The following is a 16,724-nucleotide window of genomic DNA, read 5'->3' on the forward strand; positions in this document are numbered from 1 at the left end:
AAGAAAAGCGCCCGAAGGCGCTTTGTCAGTGGGAGCGGAGGGTAGTGCCGATCAAGCCGCTTCCCAGCGCTTGAGCACCAGGCAGGCATTGGTGCCGCCAAAGCCAAAGCTGTTGGACAGCACCTGCTTCAACTCCGCCACGCGCGCCTTGGTGACCAGCGGCATATCGCCCACCGCAGGATCGGGATGGTCCACATTGGCCGAGCCGGCGATGAAGCCCTTCATCAGCATGATGAGGCTGTAGATCGCTTCCTGCACGCCGGTGGCGCCTTGCGAGTGGCCGGTCAGCGACTTGGTCGACGAGAACGGCGGAATGCGGTCGCCAAACACCTTGCGGATCGCATGCAGCTCAGGCACATCGCCCACCGGGGTGGAGGTGCCATGGGTGTTGATGTAGTCGATCGGTGCGTCCAGGCCTTCGATAGCCTGGGACATCGCGGCGACCGCGCCTTCGCCCGAAGGCGCGACCATGTCTTCACCGTCCGACGAGATGCCAAAACCGACGATCTCGCCCAGGATGGTGGCGCCGCGCGCCTGGGCATGCTCCAGGCTCTCGAGCACCAGCGCGCCGCCGCCGCCGGCAATGACAAAACCATCGCGGTCCGTGTCATAGGGGCGCGAGGCCTTGGTCGGGTCGTCGTTGTATTTGCTGGACATCGCGCCCATGCCATCGAACAAGATGGCCAGACCCCAGGACAGCTCTTCGCCGCCGCCGGCAAACATCACATCCTGCATGCCCCAGGAGATCTGCTGGGCGGCCGCGCCCACGCAGTGCGCCGAGGTCGAGCAGGCCGAGGTGATCGAGTAGTTGATGCCCTTGATCTTGAAGTTGGTCGCCAGGTTGGCCGACACGGTCGAGCCCATGCAGCGCGTGACCTGGTAGGGTCCCACGCGGCGAATGCCTTTTTCACGCAGCGTGTCGGCAGCTTCAATCTGGTTGGCCGGCGAGCCGCCGCCCGAGCCCATGATCAATCCGGTACGCGGGTGGCTGATTTGTTCGGGTGACAGGCCTGCCTGGGCAATCGCTTGCTGCAGCGAGATCTGCGCGTAAGCGGCAGCATCTCCCATGAAGCGCAGTTGCTTGCGATCAATGAACTCTTCGACATTGATGCGCGGAATGCCAGCGACCTGGCTGCGCAGGCCCATTTCCTTGAACACCGGCATATGGGCGATGCCGGAGCGGCCTTCGCGCAGCGAAGTCTCCACGGCTTCCAGCCCCACACCGATACAGGAGACGATACCGGCCCCTGTAATAACCACCCGACGCTTCATGCTGCGTTTTCCTTGCCATCGCCCTCGCGCAGGAACAACCCCACACGCAGGTCATTGGCGACATAGATTTCCTTGCCGTCAGCGAGCAGTCGCGCATCGCCAATGGCCATGTTCAGTTTGCGCTTGATCACGCGCTTGATGTCGATTTCGTAGGTTACCAGCTTCACGTCGGGGCCGACTTCGCCGGTGAACTTGACCTCACCGGCACCCAGGGCGCGCCCGCGTCCTGGCAGGCGCAGCCAGGTCAGGTAAAAACCGATCAGTTGCCACATGGCGTCCAGCCCCAGGCAGCCGGGCATCACGGGGTCACCCTGGAAGTGGCACTTGAAGAACCACAGATCGGGGTTGACATCGAGCTCAGCGACAATTTTTCCCAGCCCGTGCGAGCCGCCGTTTTCGTCGATTTCGGTGATGCGGTCAAACATCAGCATCGGCGGCAGTGGCAAACGGCCACTTTCAGGGGTAAACAACTTGCCCTCACCGGAGGCGATCAGTTGTTCATAGGAAAAAGATTCAGCCATTGTCAGTCCAACTTCTGGTGGCGGTCACTCCGCCGCATTTCTCTGATGGTGCCCAGGCACCATTACCTGCAGGTACACATTATCCCGCTTCTGGGCCCGAACGTGCGAGACAAAGCCGTGGAGTGCGCTGTGCTTTGTGCGCCAAACCCAGGCTATCTGCGTTTTTTAACAGCAGTTACATTTGCCGATGGTGGACGCTCGCCAAGCAGCCGCATGGGGCGAGCACGGTGCTGCGGCCGTCATCTGCCGGCAATTTGTCCGTTTAAGACGGCATCTGCACCGGCAGCTGCGCCGGGTGGTCAGCGCCGCCGGCCCAGCCAGGCCCCGACCAGTACCAGTGCTCCCAGGCCCCACAGCGGCCAAAGCCCCCAGCGACCAGCCCACTGGGCAAACCAGGTCGGGCCCGCATCCACGCCCTGCACCTGCGCCTGCAGCACCGCGCGGGCTTGGTGCGGCAGGATCTGCTGCACCACACCGTCCCGGTCGATCACCGCGGTGGCGCCGGTATTGGTGGCGCGCAGCATGGGCCGCGCCAGCTCCAGGGTCCGCATGCGGCTGATCTGCAAATGCTGGTCGATCGCAATCGAATCGCCAAACCAGGCGATATTGCTGGCATTGACCATGATCGTCGGCGATTGCGCACTGTCCACAAAGCGGCTGGCCAGTTCTTCGCCAAACAGATCCTCGTAACAGATATTGGGCGCCCAGCGCTCCCCCGCCCAGGCCAGCGAGGGCTGGTTCATGCCGCCGCGGTTGAAATCGCCCAGCGGAATCTGCATCAAATCGGTGAACCAGCGGAACATTGGCGGGATGAACTCGCCAAAGGGCACGAGGTGGTGCTTGTCATAGCGGTAGGCCTCGGCACTGCCGGGCACCAGGCCCACCATCGAGTTGGTATAGCCCTGCTCAAAATCGCCCAGCGGCACGCCGACCAGCGCCGCCTGCTGGCCGCTGGCAAAGCGCTGCTGCAGCTCTTGCCAGTAGCCATGCGGGGTTTGCTGCAGCAGCACGGGGATGGCAGTCTCGGGCGCAATCACCATGTCCGCCTGGCTTTGCTGCAGCTGCTGGGCATACCAGGCCAGCGCCATCGGGATGCCCGAGCTGGCCTGGAACTTCTCGCCCTGCGAGATATTGCCTTGCAGCAAGGCGACGGATACCGGCTTGTTGGGCGCCGCGGCCACCGAGGCCTGGGGCAGGTGCTGGGCCAGCCAGAGCACGGCAGCCACCGCCAGCAGCGCGACATAGCCCGGCCAACGCGCCACATGCGCGCCGCGCAGCCCCGCCAGCCACATCGCAGCGGCCGATGCGACGGCGCCAATGCCGTAGACACCGATCCAGGGTGCCAGGCTTGCGAGCGGCCCATCGACATGGGCGTAGCCGCCTGCGCCCCAGGGGAAACCGGTCCACCACTGGCCACGCGCCAGCTCGGCGAGCAGCCACAGCGCGGCAAACAGCAGCACGGCGCCGCTCAGGCGCTCGCCTCGCCAGGCCACAAACAGGCCGCAGACGACGGCGTAGTACAGCCCCAGAAATGCCGCCAGCCCCAGCACCGCCAAAACCGCCAGCGGCGCGGGCAGTCCGCCATAGGTGTGCATGGAGATAAACAGCCACCAGAAGGTGGCGCAGAGCCAGGCGCAGGCAAAGGCCCAGCCGATCAGCACCCCGTGCCAGGGCCGCTGCACGCGCATGAGTGCCGCGGGCAGCACCGCCAGCGACAGCAGCTGCAGCCACCACAGCGGCTGGCCATAGCTGGCCGGAAAACCATCGCTATGCCAGGGCCAAGCCAGCGACCAGGCTTGCAGAACCCCGGCGACCAGTGCCAGGCAGGCCCACAGCCAGGGAAAGCGGCGGGGTGACTCAAACAGGGAATAAGAAGAATAGGACGCGGGCACAGGTCAATCAGGGTTTGGCAGGGGAAACCACCGCGCGCTCTTTGGGCACGGCCGCTGGGCGCACTATACGCGATCCCCCTCTGGGGCGCTGAGCGGCGCGGGCGGCCCAGCGCAACTGGCAGCTACGTCGGGCAATGGTCGATAGAAAATAACAAATGCAGCAAATTCGCTACAAAAGAGAATGCATTTGAGAACAATTATCGATTGCAATATAAAATTACAAACTAGTTATCCATTCCATTCGTCCCACTTCTCCCCCACCCTCACCATGCAATACGCACGCTACACCCCGGTGGTCCAGGCCGTTGTGCTGGCCATCGGCGCGATCGGCTTTGCTGCCCCTGCGCTGGCACAAACCGCTGACACCAACACCACCGACAAGGCTGAAGCCGCCAGCACGACGCTGGAAACCGTGACGGTGATCGGCTCGGTCAACGATCTGCAGAGGCTGGACTTCTACGCGCCCAACTCCAGCGCCGTGCTGCAAAAGGACCAGATCGACGCGCTGGGCGCGCGCAAGCTGGACCAGGCCCTGCAGTACCAGGCCGGCGTAGTCAGCGAGCCCTTTGGCGCGGACAACAAGGTCGAGTGGTTCAAGATCCGCGGCTTTGATGCCTCCGTGTCGCTGGACGGCACCCCCACCTCGCCCAATGGTTACTTTGTCTGGAAGCCTGAAATCTTTGGCGTGGAAACGGTGGAAGTCGTCAAGGGCGCCAACTCGCTGATCTTTGGCGCCTCGGAATCCGGCGGCGTCGTCAACCTGGTCACCAAGCGCCCCAAGAAGGAGCGCGCACTGCAGCTGAACACCGAGGTCGGCAACCAAAAGCGCCTGGGCGCTGGCATCGACTACAACGACATCGCCAATGCCGATGGCACCGTGTACTACCGCCTGGTGGCGCAGGCACGCCGCGAAGACGGCATGCAGCGCGAAACCAATATGAAGAGCTACTACCTGGCGCCCAGCGTCACGATGGAGTTCACGCCCCAAACCTCGCTGACCCTGCTGGGCAGCGTGCAGCGCGAAGATGGCCGCCCCACCAACGGCTTCCTGCCCGCCTACGGCACGATCACCGATACGCCTTATGGCCGCATCGACCGCCGCTTGAACGCGGGCGAGCCCGGTGTGGACCACCTCAAGCGCACCCAGTCCAGCCTGGGCTGGCTGCTGAGCCACCAGATCAACAGCGACTGGAAGTTCACGCAGAACTACAAGTACACCCACCTCGATCTGGACCAGGTCAACACCTTTGCCTATGGCTCGGACGGTGACCGGACGCTCTCGCGCGGCTACACCTACACCGATGGCACCTCCAAGAGTCATTACCTGGACAACCGCATCACCGGCAAGCTCAAGCTGTCCGACAGCATCCAGCTGCTGCCCACCTTCGGTATCGACTACCTCAAGTCCGACACCGATGGCCTGAACAACGGCTTCGGCTTTGTGCCGGGTCTGGACATGTTCAATCCCGTCTACGGCGCGCCTTTCGACATCACCGGCACGCCTTATGGCCTGCACTCCAAGCAGTGGGGCGCCTATGCCTCCACCCAGCTGCGCGTGGGCAGCCACTGGAACTTCAACGCCGGCATCCGCCATGACAGCGCCAAGAACACGGGCTCGGTCAGCGGCTCCGACGCTGCCTACGATGTGAGCAAGAACAGCGTCAACCTGGGCGCGATGTACATCACCGACTTCGGTGTCTCGCCCTACATCAGCTATTCGGAATCGTTCAAGCCCATCGCCGGCGTGGACAGCACAGGCATGGCCTACAAGCCCTACGAAGGCAAGCAAAGCGAAATCGGTCTGAAGATGGAGCCCACCTGGCTCAACGGCACGCTGACCCTCGCCTACTTTGACATCAAGGAAAAGAACGCGCTGATCTCGGACGCCTCCAACATCCAGACGCAATCGGGCAAGCGCACCAACAAGGGCATCGAGCTGCAGGGCGACTTCAAGCTGGGCGCGGCGACTGCCATCAAGGCAGCCTACACGCACAACAACTCCAAGCAGGACATCTCGACCACGCAGACCGTGCGCACGCCGCTGATCCCGGACAACCAGGTCAGCCTGTGGCTGAGCCACAGCCTGAGCCTGGCCAACAGCCAGAAGCTGACGGTGGCTGCCGGTGCCCGCTACAACGGCCAGACCGAAGACCAGCGCTACAGCCCCGGCAAGCGCATCTCCGGCTACACCTTGCTGGACCTGATGGTGCGCTACGACCTGAGCCGCGAATGGGCGCTGCAACTCAATGCCCGCAACCTGACCGACAAGACCTATGTCAGCGGCTGTGACTTCTACTGCTACTACGGCGGTGGCCGCACGGTGGATGTGCAGCTGCAGTACCAGTGGAAGTAAGCCACTAAGATCGAAAGCCTAGCGCCCATACTGCGGCAGTGTCCGCAGCAGGGGATATGGCTTTTTCTCGGACTGCAATTCCATGACGACTTCTTCCGGCAGTGCCGCCCCCTCTGCCGCAGACACCGGACCGGCGCAGTGGTCCGTGCGCGCTTTGCTGACGGTTGTTTTTCTGGGTCTCACCGCCGGGGTGCAGATGAGCGACTACGGTCTGCAGGCCATCTCGCTGTCGGCCATCCAGAAAAGCTTTGCGATCAGCGATGCCGCCATTGGCGCCTTGCAGGGCCTGGCCGGCGTGCTGGTGGGCAGCGCGCTGGCCATTCCGCTGGCGCGGTTTGCCGATCGCTTCTCGCGTAAGCGCGTGCTGCTGTGCCTGATTGCGGCCTCCACCGCGATGATGGTGCTGAGCGCGCTGGCGCCCAACTTTCCCCTCTTCTTTCTGGGCCGCTCGGCCGCCGGCATCAGCGAGTTTGCAATGGTCCCGCTGGTGTATTCGATGATTCCCGACCTGGCTCCGCAGCGCCACCGCGTGCTGGCCAACCTGGGCTTTGCGGCCCTGGTCTCGAGCGGCGCCAGTGCTGGCTTTTATTTTGCAGGCGATATTCAGAGCACAGCCGTCGCACTGATCCCGGGCGACATGGATGCCTGGCGCAAGGCCTTCTTGCTGCTGTCGGTCGCCGGCCTGCCCTTGCTGCTGGCGGGCCTGTTCACCGCCGATCCACCGCGCTACATTGCCAGCAGCGATGGCGCGAGCGGCGCCTCGCTGCGCCAGTTTCTGCGCGCGCGCTGGCAGCCCATTGCGCTGTTTGTCGGCATCGCCGGCAGCCTGATGGTTGCCGTGCAAGGCTTGAACCAGCTGATCGCCTTGGCGCTGGAGCGCCGCTTTGAGGCCACGCCCGCCCATATTGGCGAGGTGATGGGCCCGATCCTGCTGGTCAGCACGCTGGGCTGCCTGCCGGTGGTGGCCTGGCTCGACCGCTGGCTCGCCCAGCGCCTGGGCCAGGCGGTGCGCCCGCTCATCATGGGCGTCTGCGCACTGCTGGCCATCCCTGCCATCCTGATGCTGTTCTCCACCGCGTCGCTGCCGCAGGCCTTTGTCGTGGTGGGGCTCTTTCTCTTCATCACCTGCACCGCCAATGCGCTGGTGCCAACGATGCTGCAGGACCTCACCCCCGCCGCGTTGCGCGCCCGCATCTTTGCGCTGTGGAGCTTTGTCGTATCGGTGTTCAGCGCACTGGGCCCGCTGCTGGCGGGTTTTATCTCCACCTGGGTGGTGCAGGGCCATTTGCTCAGCGCCATCACCGTGACGGCGGTGCCAGCCCTGCTGGTGTCGGCCTGGTGCGCCTGGGGGCTGTTCCAGCGCAGCCGCCCCCAGGCTGCTCACGCGATTTAAACCGCTGGCGGCTTGCCGGCCGTGGCGCAGTACTGGGCAAAGGCCCACAGGCGCGAGGCCTGGCCCAACACGCTCTCCTGCTGGTCGCTTTCCTGGTGGCCGCTGTCCGGGTTCAGCAGCAACAAGGCGGGCGCGGCGCTGGTGGAGCGGCGGCGCACATTGGCCATCAGTTTGGCCGGCTCCCAGTACGGCACGCGGTCATCCTTCAAGCCGGCCGTGCACAGCAGCGGCGGGTAGGCCGCCTCACGCACATTCTCGTAGGGCGACAGCGCCGCGATGTAGTCGTAGGCGACCGGATCGGCCAGCGGATCGCCCCAGTCCGGGCGCAGCAGCGGCACCAGCGGGTGGTCGGCATCGCTCATGGTGTTGAGCATGTCGACAAAGGGCACCTGCGCGATCACCCCCGCCCAGTGCTGGGGCTGCATGTTCATCGCGCCGCAGACCAGCAGGCCGCCGGCCGATGTGCCGTGGGCCACCGTCTGCTGCGGCGTGCTGTAGCCCAGCTGCTGCAGATGCTGGGCGCAGGCGATGAAGTCGGTCATCGAGTTGCGTTTGTGCTCGCGGCAGCCGCCCTGGTACCAGTCATGGCCCTTTTCCGAGCCCCCGCGCACATGGGCAATCGCATAGCGGTAGCCGGCATCGACCCAGGCGAGAGCCGGCAGCGAGAACGAGGCCTCGTGCGCAATGCCATAGGCGCCATAGCCGGTCAGCAGCAGCGGCTGGGGCTGGCTGCTATCGATGTCCTTGCGCGAGAGCACCGTCAGCGGCACCCACTGGCCATCGGCCGCGCGCGCCTGCAGGCGCTCGATGCGGTAGTTGGCCGGGTCCAGCCCACTCCAGGTCTCGCGCCCCACCTCGGTCATCTGGCCGTCGGCCAGGCGGATGTCCAGCCAGCGCGGCGGCTGGGCCGGCGTCTGGTGTTTCACGCGCACATGGCTGGCATCCCAGTGCTGGCCGGGCAGCAGGTCCAAGGTGTAGGCGGGCTCGTCAAAGCGGATGGTGGTTTGCGCCCCGTCGCGCTGCAGCAGCACCAGCTGGTGCAGGCCATCGACGCGCTCAAGCCGCACCAGCGTGCTGGCAAAGGGCTGCATCTTGATGATGGGCACACCGTGGCGGTGGGCGGCCAGCGTTTGCTGGGGCTGCAGGTCGGGGCCCAGCCGCAGGATCTGGCGGTCGGTGGCACCCCCGGCATTGGTCAGCGCGATCAGGCTGCCATTCCATTCGTTGACTTCGTAGCGGATGCCGCGCTCGCGCGGGCGCAGCAGCCGGGGCGCGGCATCCTCCTGGCCGGCGGCGATCAGGTGCAGCTCGCTGGTGTCGGGCCCGAACAGGCTCAGCACCACAAAGCCATTAGCCGCCGTGCGCGCCACGCGCATAAAAAGCGCCGGGTCGCTCTCCTCATGCACCAGCACCGGCTGCCCGCCCTGCAGCGCACTGCGGTACAGGCGCGAGGGCCGGCTGTGCGCATCGCGCCAGATCCAAAACAGGTCCTGCGACGACGGCGAAAAGGTCAGCCCACCATAGCCAAAGGCGTCGCCCTCCACCAGCACTTGGGTCTGGCCGGTTTCGGTATCAAGCACGCAGATGCGGTGGCGGTCATTGCCGATCAGGTCTTCGGCCCAGGCATAGTAGCGGTCATCGGGGCTGGCCTGGTGGTCGGTGGCGCGGTAGTACCGATGGCCCTGCGATTGCACGGCCTCGTCGACCAGGGTCTGCACCCGGCCATCCGAATGGCTGCGCACAAACACCCGCTGGCCGCCCGCCCCTGGCTGGCTGCTGTAAGCCCAGCCTTGCAGTGCGGCAGGCGGTGCCAGCTCGGTGCTGCAGACATGGGCGGCCATCGCATCGTAGAAGCGCTGCGCCGATGCGGCCTGCGGCGCCAGCATCTGCTGCGCATAGTCGCGCTCAGCCTGCAGCAGGCTGCCCAGGGGCTCGGGCAGGTTGTCCATGCTGCGCGTGCCGGTCTCGGGGATGTATTTGAGCCAGGCAAAGTCATCATTGCGCCGGCGGCCCAGCTGCTCAATCCAGTGGTCCTGGGGGGCCGCATGCGGGGCGGTGATGGCCGGCCAGGCTGGCTGGTGAGCCGTGGTTGCGCTATCAGCGGCAGGTGCCGGGGTCGGGGCTTGTGGAATCGTGGGCATGGAGCAGCATTTTAGGGAGGCTGCGCTACCGCCCTGCCGACAAGGCCAAACGCCAGGCAGGCGCAGCGCGTGCCCATAAAAAAGGCAGCGAACCGCGTGATTCGCTGCCATGGCTTGCCGCTCAGAGGCAGGCGGTATGGGCGCCTATCGGGCGCTGCCTCAAGCGTCTGCTGCCGGGTCCGACACCGGCGCGGCCCGCTGCACGCGGAACCAGCGCACCGCGCCGCCCTTGGTCAGCAGCACCTCAAAGTGCAGGCCACCCAGCATGATGTGGGCGCCGCGCTTGGGCACATGGCCCAGCTCGTGGGCAATCAGGCCACCGATGGTTTCGAACGACTCATCGGGGTCACTGCTCTCGAGCACCACGTTGAACTCGTCGGCCACCCGCTCGACGGGCGTGTCGCCCGAGATGCGGAAGGTGTCATCGGCCAGCGCAAAGATATCGCCCTCGTCTTCGGGCAGATCGAACTCGTCCTCGATCTCGCCGACGATCTGTTCGAGCACATCCTCAATCGTGACCAGGCCCGCCACGCGGCCAAACTCATCGATGACGATGGCCAGGTGGTTGCGGTTGCCCCGGAACTCACGCAGCAGGTCGTTGAGGCCCTTGCTCTCGGGCACAAACACGGCCGGGCGCAGGAGGGCGCGCAGATTGAGTTGGGGGGAGCGTTGCAGCTTGAGCAGGTCCTTGGCCATCAAGATGCCAATGATGTTTTCCTGCTCACCCTGGAACACCGGGAATCGCGAATGGGCGGTGTTGATGACGGTGTGCAGCACCGACTCGTAGTCGGCTTCGATGTCCACCAGGTCCATGCGGGGCGCGGCGACCATCACATCGCCAGCGGTCATGTCTTCCATACGGATGACCCGCTCCAGCATCACGCGGGAGTCCGCGTTGATGACATCGTTGCTTTCGGCTTCCGCCAGGGTTTCGATCAACTCGTCCGCAGAGTCCGGGGCCGGGTGAATCAGTTCAGCGACCTTCTGGAAAAAGGTGCGTTTGTCTTCCTTGTCAGGGAAGCGCGAGGGATGGGGGTCTGACACTGTCTTGGAATGCAGGACGTGCGGTAGTGAAACAAGCGATCAGGATATCAAATTGCGGATTTCCTCCGAAATCGCTGCTGAATTCTTCAGCAACGCCCTGCTGCACATCCACGGCTCATTGGCCCGACTTGTGCCGGCCTTCCTGCACATCACGCCGCACTTCCTGCACGGTGGACAGGAAATCCCAGAACTGGCGCGCCTGCTTCTTGAACTGGTAGTCCATCTCGCCCATCTGGTCCTCGACCAGGTCGGCCATGCGGGTGTCAAAACCTGCGGGCGGCAACTTCAGGTAGGCCTCGGATTCGGAGCCATCGCGCTCGACCGTGGCTCCCGCCTTGCGCGCGATCTTGAGCATCGCGGTGTTCTCGGACAGTGCATGGATGAACAGCATCTGCACGCCTTTGGTGCGCGCGTCCATCGCGGCGCGCTCGAACAGACGGCTGCCCAGGCCCTTGCCCCGGCCGGACTTGAGCACGGACACGCCAAACTCGGCGCAGCTGGCCATGTTCGACGACGGCGGCGCATAGGCCACATGGGCCATCGCAATCAGCTTGAGGCTGCGGTTATAGATACCAAAGATCTCGTCACGCTCGAAATTCAGGCTCTCGACATAGCGCGCGATCTGCGCGTCGCTCGCCTGGTAGCCAAAGCGCAAATAGCGGTCCTGCGCATCGAGCGCCAGCAGATGGGCGAGGATGCGCGGGCGGTGACGCTCACTGAGGGCGCGGATAGGAACCATAGAGGCGGAAGGTCGTGGCTTCTTGCCGTCGGGCTGCTGCGGGCTCTCGCCCAACCGGCCAAAGAAGGGGAAAAACGCCATCATGCCGTTGGCAACGGATGAAGGGAACCATTCTTTCGTCGTGATCATGGGGTAAATATACGGGTTAACCCGCGTATTATCAATCATGCTGCGATGCAGCATATTTCGTGCCTATGGCTTACCCCGCGCTTACAAAGGGTATTCAAAGCCCCCGGCCATGCGGCTTTGCGCCGCAAGTGGGCACTCGGGCGTGCGGTTTGAAGGGCCTGTGAGCGGCCCAGCAATCGCAGGCCGTTTGCGCTGGCGCAACATCGGCTGTGGTTCAGACCCCGGGCAATACCGGCAGCGCTGTGGTGAGCTTGACACGGTCCAGCACAAAGCTGGTCTTGCAGTCCTGCACCGCAGGGTGGCGCAGCAAGGTATCCATCACAAAGCGGCTGTAGTGGGCCATGTCGGCGACGACCACGCGCAGCAGATAATCCATGTCCCCGGTCAGCGCCACGCATTCGACCACCTCGGGCCAGCTTTGCACGCTGGCGCGGAAAAGATCGAGCGGGTTGCGCTTGCTCGCCTCGGTGAACTTCTCCAGCCGCACATTGAGGTAGGCCGTCATCGACAGGCCCACGGCCTCGGGCTTAACTAGGGCCACATAGCGCTCGATCACGCCCACCTCTTCGAGACGCTTGACCCGGCGCAGCACCGCACTGGACGACAGGCCGACCTGCTCGCCCACGACGTCATAGGTTTCGCGGCCGTTGTGCTGCAGGCGCTGCAAGATGGCACGGTCGAGCTTGTCCAGGGGGTAGGCAGAGGTGGTCATGGCAGAGGTCCAGAATATTTTTGCTGCACCGCAGCAGCGCGACACAACAGGATCACGCAATTTTAATGCTTGATTTTTAGCAAGAACACATAAATCAGGCTTTGCCAGCGATTGGAGTGGGATAAATCGCCAAAATGCTGCGCACCAAGATCGGTACAGTGGAGGCACAGCAGCCAGCCGACGCTGGCGCCACCCGAGACGATCCACAGGAGACCTGCGATGACAGCCGCCATTCCCCACCAGACCACCGAATTCACGACCTGGGACAACCCCATGGGCACCGACGGCTTCGAGTTCATCGAATATGCCGCGCCCGATCCGGTCGCCATGGGCAAGGTTTTCACGGCCATGGGCTTCAAGCCCGTCGCGCGCCACCGCCACAAGAACGTCACCCTGTACCGCCAGGGCGAGATCAACTTCATCATCAATGCCGAGCCCGACAGCTTTGCCCAGCGTTTTGCCCGCCTGCACGGCCCCAGCGTCTGCGCCATCGCCTTCCGCGTGCAGGACGCCAAGGCCGCCTACGAGCGTGCCCTGGGCCTGGGCGCCTGGGGCTATGCCGGCCAGGCCGGCCCAGGCGAGCTGAATATCCCCGCGATCAAGGGCATTGGCGACAGCCTGATCTACCTGGTGGACCGCTGGCGCGGCAAGAACGGTGCCCAAGCTGGCGACATCGGCAACATCGGCTTCTTCGATGTGGACTTCGAGCCGCTGCCCGGCGTCAGTGCCGAAGAGGCGCTGAACCCGCACGGCCACGGCCTGACCTATATCGACCACCTGACCCACAACGTGCACCGGGGCCGCATGGACGAATGGGCGGGCTTCTACGAGCGCCTGTTCAACTTCCGCGAGATCAAGTACTTCGACATCGAAGGCCAGGTCACCGGCGTCAAGAGCAAGGCCATGACCAGCCCCTGCGGCAAGATCCGCATCCCCATCAATGAAGAGGGCAAGGAAAAGGCCGGCCAGATCCAGGAGTACCTGGACATGTACAACGGTGAAGGCATCCAGCACATCGCGATGGGCTCGGACAACCTCTACGAAACAGTGGACCAGTTGCGCGCCGGCGGCGTCAAGCTGCTCGACACCATCGACACCTACTACGAGCTGGTGGACAAGCGCCTGCCCGACCATGGCGAGGATGTGGCCGAGCTGAAAAAGCGCAAGATCCTGATCGATGGCACCGGCCAGAAACTGCTGCTGCAGATCTTCAGCGAGAACCAGCTGGGCCCCATCTTCTTCGAGTTCATCCAGCGCAAGGGCGATGATGGTTTTGGCAATGGCAACTTCAAGGCGCTGTTCGAGAGCATTGAGCTCGATCAGATGCGCCGTGGGGTGCTATAGGAAAAATTGAACGGCTGCGGCTTTGATATTCCTCAATTTGCCATGCGGCCTCTCTATACTGCGGAGCGATTTATCAATCTGGAAACAATTGTGAAACGCTCCGTCACCCTCGCCGCCGTTCTGTCTGGTTTCATGTTGGCTGCCAGCGCGCAGAACGCCAGCCAACCGCTGACCTTTGTGGTCCCCTACCCCGCCGGCGGCCCGCTGGACACCTCAGCCCACCTGCTGGCCCAGGGCGCCGAAAAGCAACTGGGCACCATCACGGTGGCCAACAAGCCGGGGGCCGGCGGTGCCACAGGCGCGACCTTGGTGGCCCAGGCCAAGCCCCAGGAGAACATGGTGCTGATGGGCGCGGTGGCCACACACGCGGTGCTGCCCTACCTGGGCACACCACCGCAGTACGATGCACAAAAGGACTTCAAGCCCTTGATCCTGGTGGCGCGCGTGCCCAACGTGCTGGTGATGAAAAAGAGCCGCGCGGACCAATTGGGTATCAAGTCCACCTCGGAGATGGTCAGCTATATCAAGGGCCACCCCGGCAGCTTGAAGATGGGCTCGGGCGGCAACGGCAGTATCGGCCATATCTCGGGCGAGATGCTCAAGTCGCTGGCCAATCTGCAGATGCCCAGCGTGCCCTACGCCGGTGCGGCCCCGGCCCAGAAGGCGCTGCTGAGCGGCGATATCGATGTGGTGTTCGACAACCTGGCCTCGGCCCTGCCGCTGATCAAGTCCGGCGAGCTGCTGGCGCTGGCCGTGACCACATCGGACCGCAATGTGGCCCTGCCCCAGGTGCCGCCGGTGAACGAGTCCGTGCCCGGTTTTGATGTCTCTACCTGGTTTGGCGTGTTTGCGCCCGCCAGCCTGCCCGACCAGGAAGCGCAGAAGTACGCCTACGCCTTCCAGGGCGCGCTGACCGACCCGCGCTTCAAGGCCGAGTACCTGAAGATGGGCATCGCCCCCGAAGACATGCGCCTCAAGGAGCTGTCGCACTTTGTATCGCAGGAAGCACGCAAGTTTCAGTTTCTGATCAACACGATCAAGATCAAGACCAACTGAGCGCCTGCAGCCCATCAACTGCGGGTGCCCGGCTGGTCTTTATAAGAGCCGGTAACACGACCCAGCAAACCGAAGGTTTGCGGTTGAGACTAGGCGTCAAGCCGCAGGCAGTACAGACGTACGACCAGGCTTGGCAACGACGTATCAAGGGTTGTGTTGGCGGCTCCACAATGTAAGGAGCACAGCATGGGACAAGCACCCGTGGTTTATGGACAATCGGACCGGCCGCCCCGCGGCGACTACAGCCGCGCGCAGGACGACTACACCTGCGCGCAGGACTACGCCGCCTACACCGAGGCCGACCACGACACCTACCGGCGCCTGTATGCGCGCCAAAAGGCCTTGCTGCCGGGGCTGGCGAGCCAGGCCTTCATCGATGCGCTGCCATCGCTGGGCGTCGAAGACCGCATCCCCCGCTTTGAAGACATCAACCAGCGCCTGCGCCAGGCCACCGGCTGGGAGATCGTCGCGGTGCCGGGCCTGATCCCGGAGGTGCCTTTTTTCAGCCTGCTGGCCAACCGAAAATTCCCGGTCACCGACTGGATCCGCAAGCCCGAGGAGTTCGACTATGTGGTCGAGCCCGATATCTTCCACGACCTGTTCGGCCATGTGCCGCTGCTGTTCAACCCGGTGATTGCCGACTATGTGCAGCGCTACGGCCAGGGCGGCCTCAAGGCCGAGCGCCTGGGTGCCTGCGAGATGCTCAGCCGCCTCTACTGGTACACGATCGAGTTCGGCCTCATCCGTGAGCAGGGCGAGATCCGTGCCTATGGCGCCGGCATCCTGAGCTCATCGGGCGAGCTGCAGCACGCCGTCACCAGCCCGCTGCCCCAACGCCTGCCGTTGTCCTTGGAGCGCACCATGCGCACCCGCTACAAGATCGACAGCTACCAGCAGACCTACTTCGTCATTGACGATTTCCAGCAGCTGTTTGACATGACCGAGGGCGACTTCACCCCCGTGTATGCCGCATTGCGCGGCCTGCCGGAGCTGGCGGCAGACGCCCAGGATTAAAAGTTGCGCGCAGCGCTCAGCGGTAGCGCTTGCAGGTATGGGAGGGCAGCTCGGCAAACAAAGCCTTGTACTCCTGCGCAAAGCGGCCAAAGTGCCAGAAGCCCCAGGCCAGCGCGGCGTCCGAGACGCTGCTGCCCTGCTTGATCGCGCGGCGTGCACCATTGAGGCGCACGGCGCGCAGATAGCTTTGCGGCGAGATGCCCAGCACTTCCTGGAACGAGTACTGCAAGGCGCGACGGCTCACCGCCAGCGCCTGGCACAGGTCTTCGACCGTCAATGAGCCATCGGCGCCCGTCGCCACCACCCGCTCCCGCGCCATGCTGACGATATGCGCGCGCCGCTGGTAGGACAGCTGCTCATCGGCCTCGCTTCCCACGCCGTCGCGCAGCACCGCAGCAATGGCGGCAAGCACATCGCTGGCCATCTCGTCGAGCTGCTGGGGCGGCAGGGTGTCTGGCGTGGTATCGGCCAGGCACTGCTGCATGTCGGACAGCAGAATCGGCAGGCGCCAGCGCTCATGGGCCGAGACTGGCCGCAGATGCGGCTGCGCCAGCTGGGCCTGCAGCTGCTCGCGTTCGCTGGCCGTCAGATAGGGGTCCAGGCTGCCCCGGTCCACGACAAAATCGATGATCTCCAGGCCGCCGGGCGAGACAAACTCGAACGGGCCATCGCCCGAGAACACAATCGCATGCCCCTCGCTGCAGGAGCGGTTGCAGAACATGGTGTTGCCCGGAATGCTGCTGGGCAGGCCGATGGCCAATTGCCCGGCGCGCAAGGCACCGGTCTGGTGCAGCGCCTGGCTGGAGAACTCGCGCCAGGCCTGGATAGGCCCCAGGTGCAGGCTGGTCACCCGGCCCTCAAAGCTGCCGGCCGACAGCTGCTCATAGCGCTGGTTCCAGCCCTGCAGCAAGGCCGCCTGCTCATCGACATCACAGGTCTGCGCCACCTGCGCAGCCGGGCCGCGCACCGCTGGGCCGCGCACCGCTGGGCCGCGCGCCGCTGCGCCGCGCTCAGCACGGGAGCTGCTCAGCGCGGGCGATGGACAAGGGGCGCTCAGGGACATGGCGGCGCAATGGCGTGGCTAGGCATACAGGCATGGTCATGCAAAAAGCGC

At 64.3% G+C, this 16,724-nt stretch carries 14 protein-coding genes; 5 read left to right on the top strand and 9 right to left on the bottom strand.

Annotated features, from left to right (window positions below):
- Nucleotides 1–51: 51 nt before the first annotated feature.
- From fabB to lnt, 3 genes are all read right to left on the bottom strand, one after another.
- Nucleotides 52–1,272 carry a beta-ketoacyl-ACP synthase I gene (gene fabB, locus ACPEE1_RS20390; RefSeq protein ID WP_116926624.1) on the bottom strand — a complete coding sequence of 407 codons (1,221 nt, stop codon included), beginning with the start codon at nt 1,270–1,272 and terminating at the stop codon, nt 52–54.
- Nucleotides 1,269–1,793: a bifunctional 3-hydroxydecanoyl-ACP dehydratase/trans-2-decenoyl-ACP isomerase gene (gene fabA / locus ACPEE1_RS20395; protein ID WP_116926625.1), complete on the bottom strand. Its 525-nt coding sequence runs from the start codon at nt 1,791–1,793 to the stop codon at nt 1,269–1,271. Before fabA ends, fabB begins: the two co-directional genes overlap by 4 nt.
- 299 nt (nt 1,794–2,092) lie before the next feature.
- On the bottom strand, nt 2,093–3,685 hold the full coding sequence (gene lnt, locus ACPEE1_RS20400; RefSeq protein ID WP_409935129.1) for an apolipoprotein N-acyltransferase: 1,593 nt from the start codon (nt 3,683–3,685) through the stop codon (nt 2,093–2,095).
- Nucleotides 3,686–3,953: 268 nt separating this feature from the next.
- Between lnt and ACPEE1_RS20405 the strand changes: the two genes are divergently transcribed.
- Nucleotides 3,954–6,038, top strand: a complete 2,085-nt coding sequence (locus tag ACPEE1_RS20405) for a TonB-dependent siderophore receptor (RefSeq protein ID WP_232539518.1) — start codon at nt 3,954–3,956, stop codon at nt 6,036–6,038.
- 82 nt (nt 6,039–6,120) lie between these two features.
- Complete coding sequence (locus ACPEE1_RS20410; RefSeq protein WP_423934692.1) at nt 6,121–7,431, top strand: MFS transporter; 1,311 nt, start codon at nt 6,121–6,123, stop codon at nt 7,429–7,431.
- On the opposite strand, the gene ACPEE1_RS20415 is transcribed toward ACPEE1_RS20410, so the two are convergent.
- The 5 genes from ACPEE1_RS20415 to ACPEE1_RS20435 form a co-directional block, all read right to left on the bottom strand.
- Complete coding sequence (locus ACPEE1_RS20415) at nt 7,428–9,572, bottom strand: prolyl oligopeptidase family serine peptidase (protein ID WP_423934694.1); 2,145 nt, start codon at nt 9,570–9,572, stop codon at nt 7,428–7,430. The two genes, ACPEE1_RS20410 and ACPEE1_RS20415, sit on opposite strands and share 4 nt — an antisense overlap.
- A gap of 159 nt (nt 9,573–9,731) precedes the next feature.
- Nucleotides 9,732–10,616: an HlyC/CorC family transporter gene (locus tag ACPEE1_RS20420; protein ID WP_116926628.1), complete on the bottom strand. Its 885-nt coding sequence runs from the start codon at nt 10,614–10,616 to the stop codon at nt 9,732–9,734.
- 115 nt (nt 10,617–10,731) lie between these two features.
- Nucleotides 10,732–11,484: a GNAT family N-acetyltransferase gene (locus tag ACPEE1_RS20425; protein ID WP_423934697.1), complete on the bottom strand. Its 753-nt coding sequence runs from the start codon at nt 11,482–11,484 to the stop codon at nt 10,732–10,734.
- A 214-nt stretch (nt 11,485–11,698) separates the two neighbouring features.
- Nucleotides 11,699–12,196, bottom strand: a complete 498-nt coding sequence (locus tag ACPEE1_RS20430) for an Lrp/AsnC family transcriptional regulator (protein WP_021028762.1) — start codon at nt 12,194–12,196, stop codon at nt 11,699–11,701.
- Between the two features lie 62 nt (nt 12,197–12,258).
- On the bottom strand, nt 12,259–12,429 hold the full coding sequence (locus ACPEE1_RS20435; protein ID WP_165841208.1) for a hypothetical protein: 171 nt from the start codon (nt 12,427–12,429) through the stop codon (nt 12,259–12,261).
- Between ACPEE1_RS20435 and hppD the strand changes: the two genes are divergently transcribed.
- The 3 genes from hppD (at nt 12,416) to phhA (ending at nt 15,610) form a co-directional block, all read left to right on the top strand.
- Nucleotides 12,416–13,540: a 4-hydroxyphenylpyruvate dioxygenase gene (hppD, locus tag ACPEE1_RS20440; protein ID WP_116926630.1), complete on the top strand. Its 1,125-nt coding sequence runs from the start codon at nt 12,416–12,418 to the stop codon at nt 13,538–13,540. The two genes, ACPEE1_RS20435 and hppD, sit on opposite strands and share 14 nt — an antisense overlap.
- Before the next feature lie 90 nt (nt 13,541–13,630).
- Nucleotides 13,631–14,596, top strand: a complete 966-nt coding sequence (locus ACPEE1_RS20445) for a Bug family tripartite tricarboxylate transporter substrate binding protein (protein WP_313900072.1) — start codon at nt 13,631–13,633, stop codon at nt 14,594–14,596.
- A gap of 186 nt (nt 14,597–14,782) precedes the next feature.
- Entirely contained in the window at nt 14,783–15,610 is an 828-nt protein-coding gene (gene phhA / locus ACPEE1_RS20450; RefSeq protein ID WP_027011337.1) for a phenylalanine 4-monooxygenase, read from the top strand.
- A 16-nt stretch (nt 15,611–15,626) separates the two neighbouring features.
- On the opposite strand, the gene ACPEE1_RS20455 is transcribed toward phhA, so the two are convergent.
- On the bottom strand, nt 15,627–16,673 hold the full coding sequence (locus ACPEE1_RS20455; RefSeq protein ID WP_423934699.1) for a helix-turn-helix domain-containing protein: 1,047 nt from the start codon (nt 16,671–16,673) through the stop codon (nt 15,627–15,629).
- Nucleotides 16,674–16,724 lie beyond the last annotated feature (51 nt).

Origin of the sequence: Comamonas sp. 23 (assembly GCF_049601575.1) — a bacterium.
Lineage (GTDB): Bacteria > Pseudomonadota > Gammaproteobacteria > Burkholderiales > Burkholderiaceae_C > Comamonas > Comamonas squillarum.

What these genes read in the sequence shown, in the direction of transcription:
- phhA (WP_027011337.1), top strand. Translation starts at nt 14,783, where the DNA reads ATGGGACAAGCACCCGTGGTTTATGGACAATCGGACCGGCCGCCCCGC.
- ACPEE1_RS20405 (WP_232539518.1), top strand. Translation starts at nt 3,954, where the DNA reads ATGCAATACGCACGCTACACCCCGGTGGTCCAGGCCGTTGTGCTGGCC.
- ACPEE1_RS20425 (WP_423934697.1), bottom strand. Translation starts at nt 11,484, where the DNA reads ATGATCACGACGAAAGAATGGTTCCCTTCATCCGTTGCCAACGGCATG.
- ACPEE1_RS20415 (WP_423934694.1), bottom strand. Translation starts at nt 9,572, where the DNA reads ATGCCCACGATTCCACAAGCCCCGACCCCGGCACCTGCCGCTGATAGC.
- ACPEE1_RS20455 (WP_423934699.1), bottom strand. Translation starts at nt 16,673, where the DNA reads ATGTCCCTGAGCGCCCCTTGTCCATCGCCCGCGCTGAGCAGCTCCCGT.
- hppD (WP_116926630.1), top strand. Translation starts at nt 12,416, where the DNA reads ATGACAGCCGCCATTCCCCACCAGACCACCGAATTCACGACCTGGGAC.
- fabB (WP_116926624.1), bottom strand. Translation starts at nt 1,272, where the DNA reads ATGAAGCGTCGGGTGGTTATTACAGGGGCCGGTATCGTCTCCTGTATC.
- ACPEE1_RS20435 (WP_165841208.1), bottom strand. Translation starts at nt 12,429, where the DNA reads ATGGCGGCTGTCATCGCAGGTCTCCTGTGGATCGTCTCGGGTGGCGCC.
- ACPEE1_RS20430 (WP_021028762.1), bottom strand. Translation starts at nt 12,196, where the DNA reads ATGACCACCTCTGCCTACCCCCTGGACAAGCTCGACCGTGCCATCTTG.
- fabA (WP_116926625.1), bottom strand. Translation starts at nt 1,793, where the DNA reads ATGGCTGAATCTTTTTCCTATGAACAACTGATCGCCTCCGGTGAGGGC.
- ACPEE1_RS20410 (WP_423934692.1), top strand. Translation starts at nt 6,121, where the DNA reads ATGACGACTTCTTCCGGCAGTGCCGCCCCCTCTGCCGCAGACACCGGA.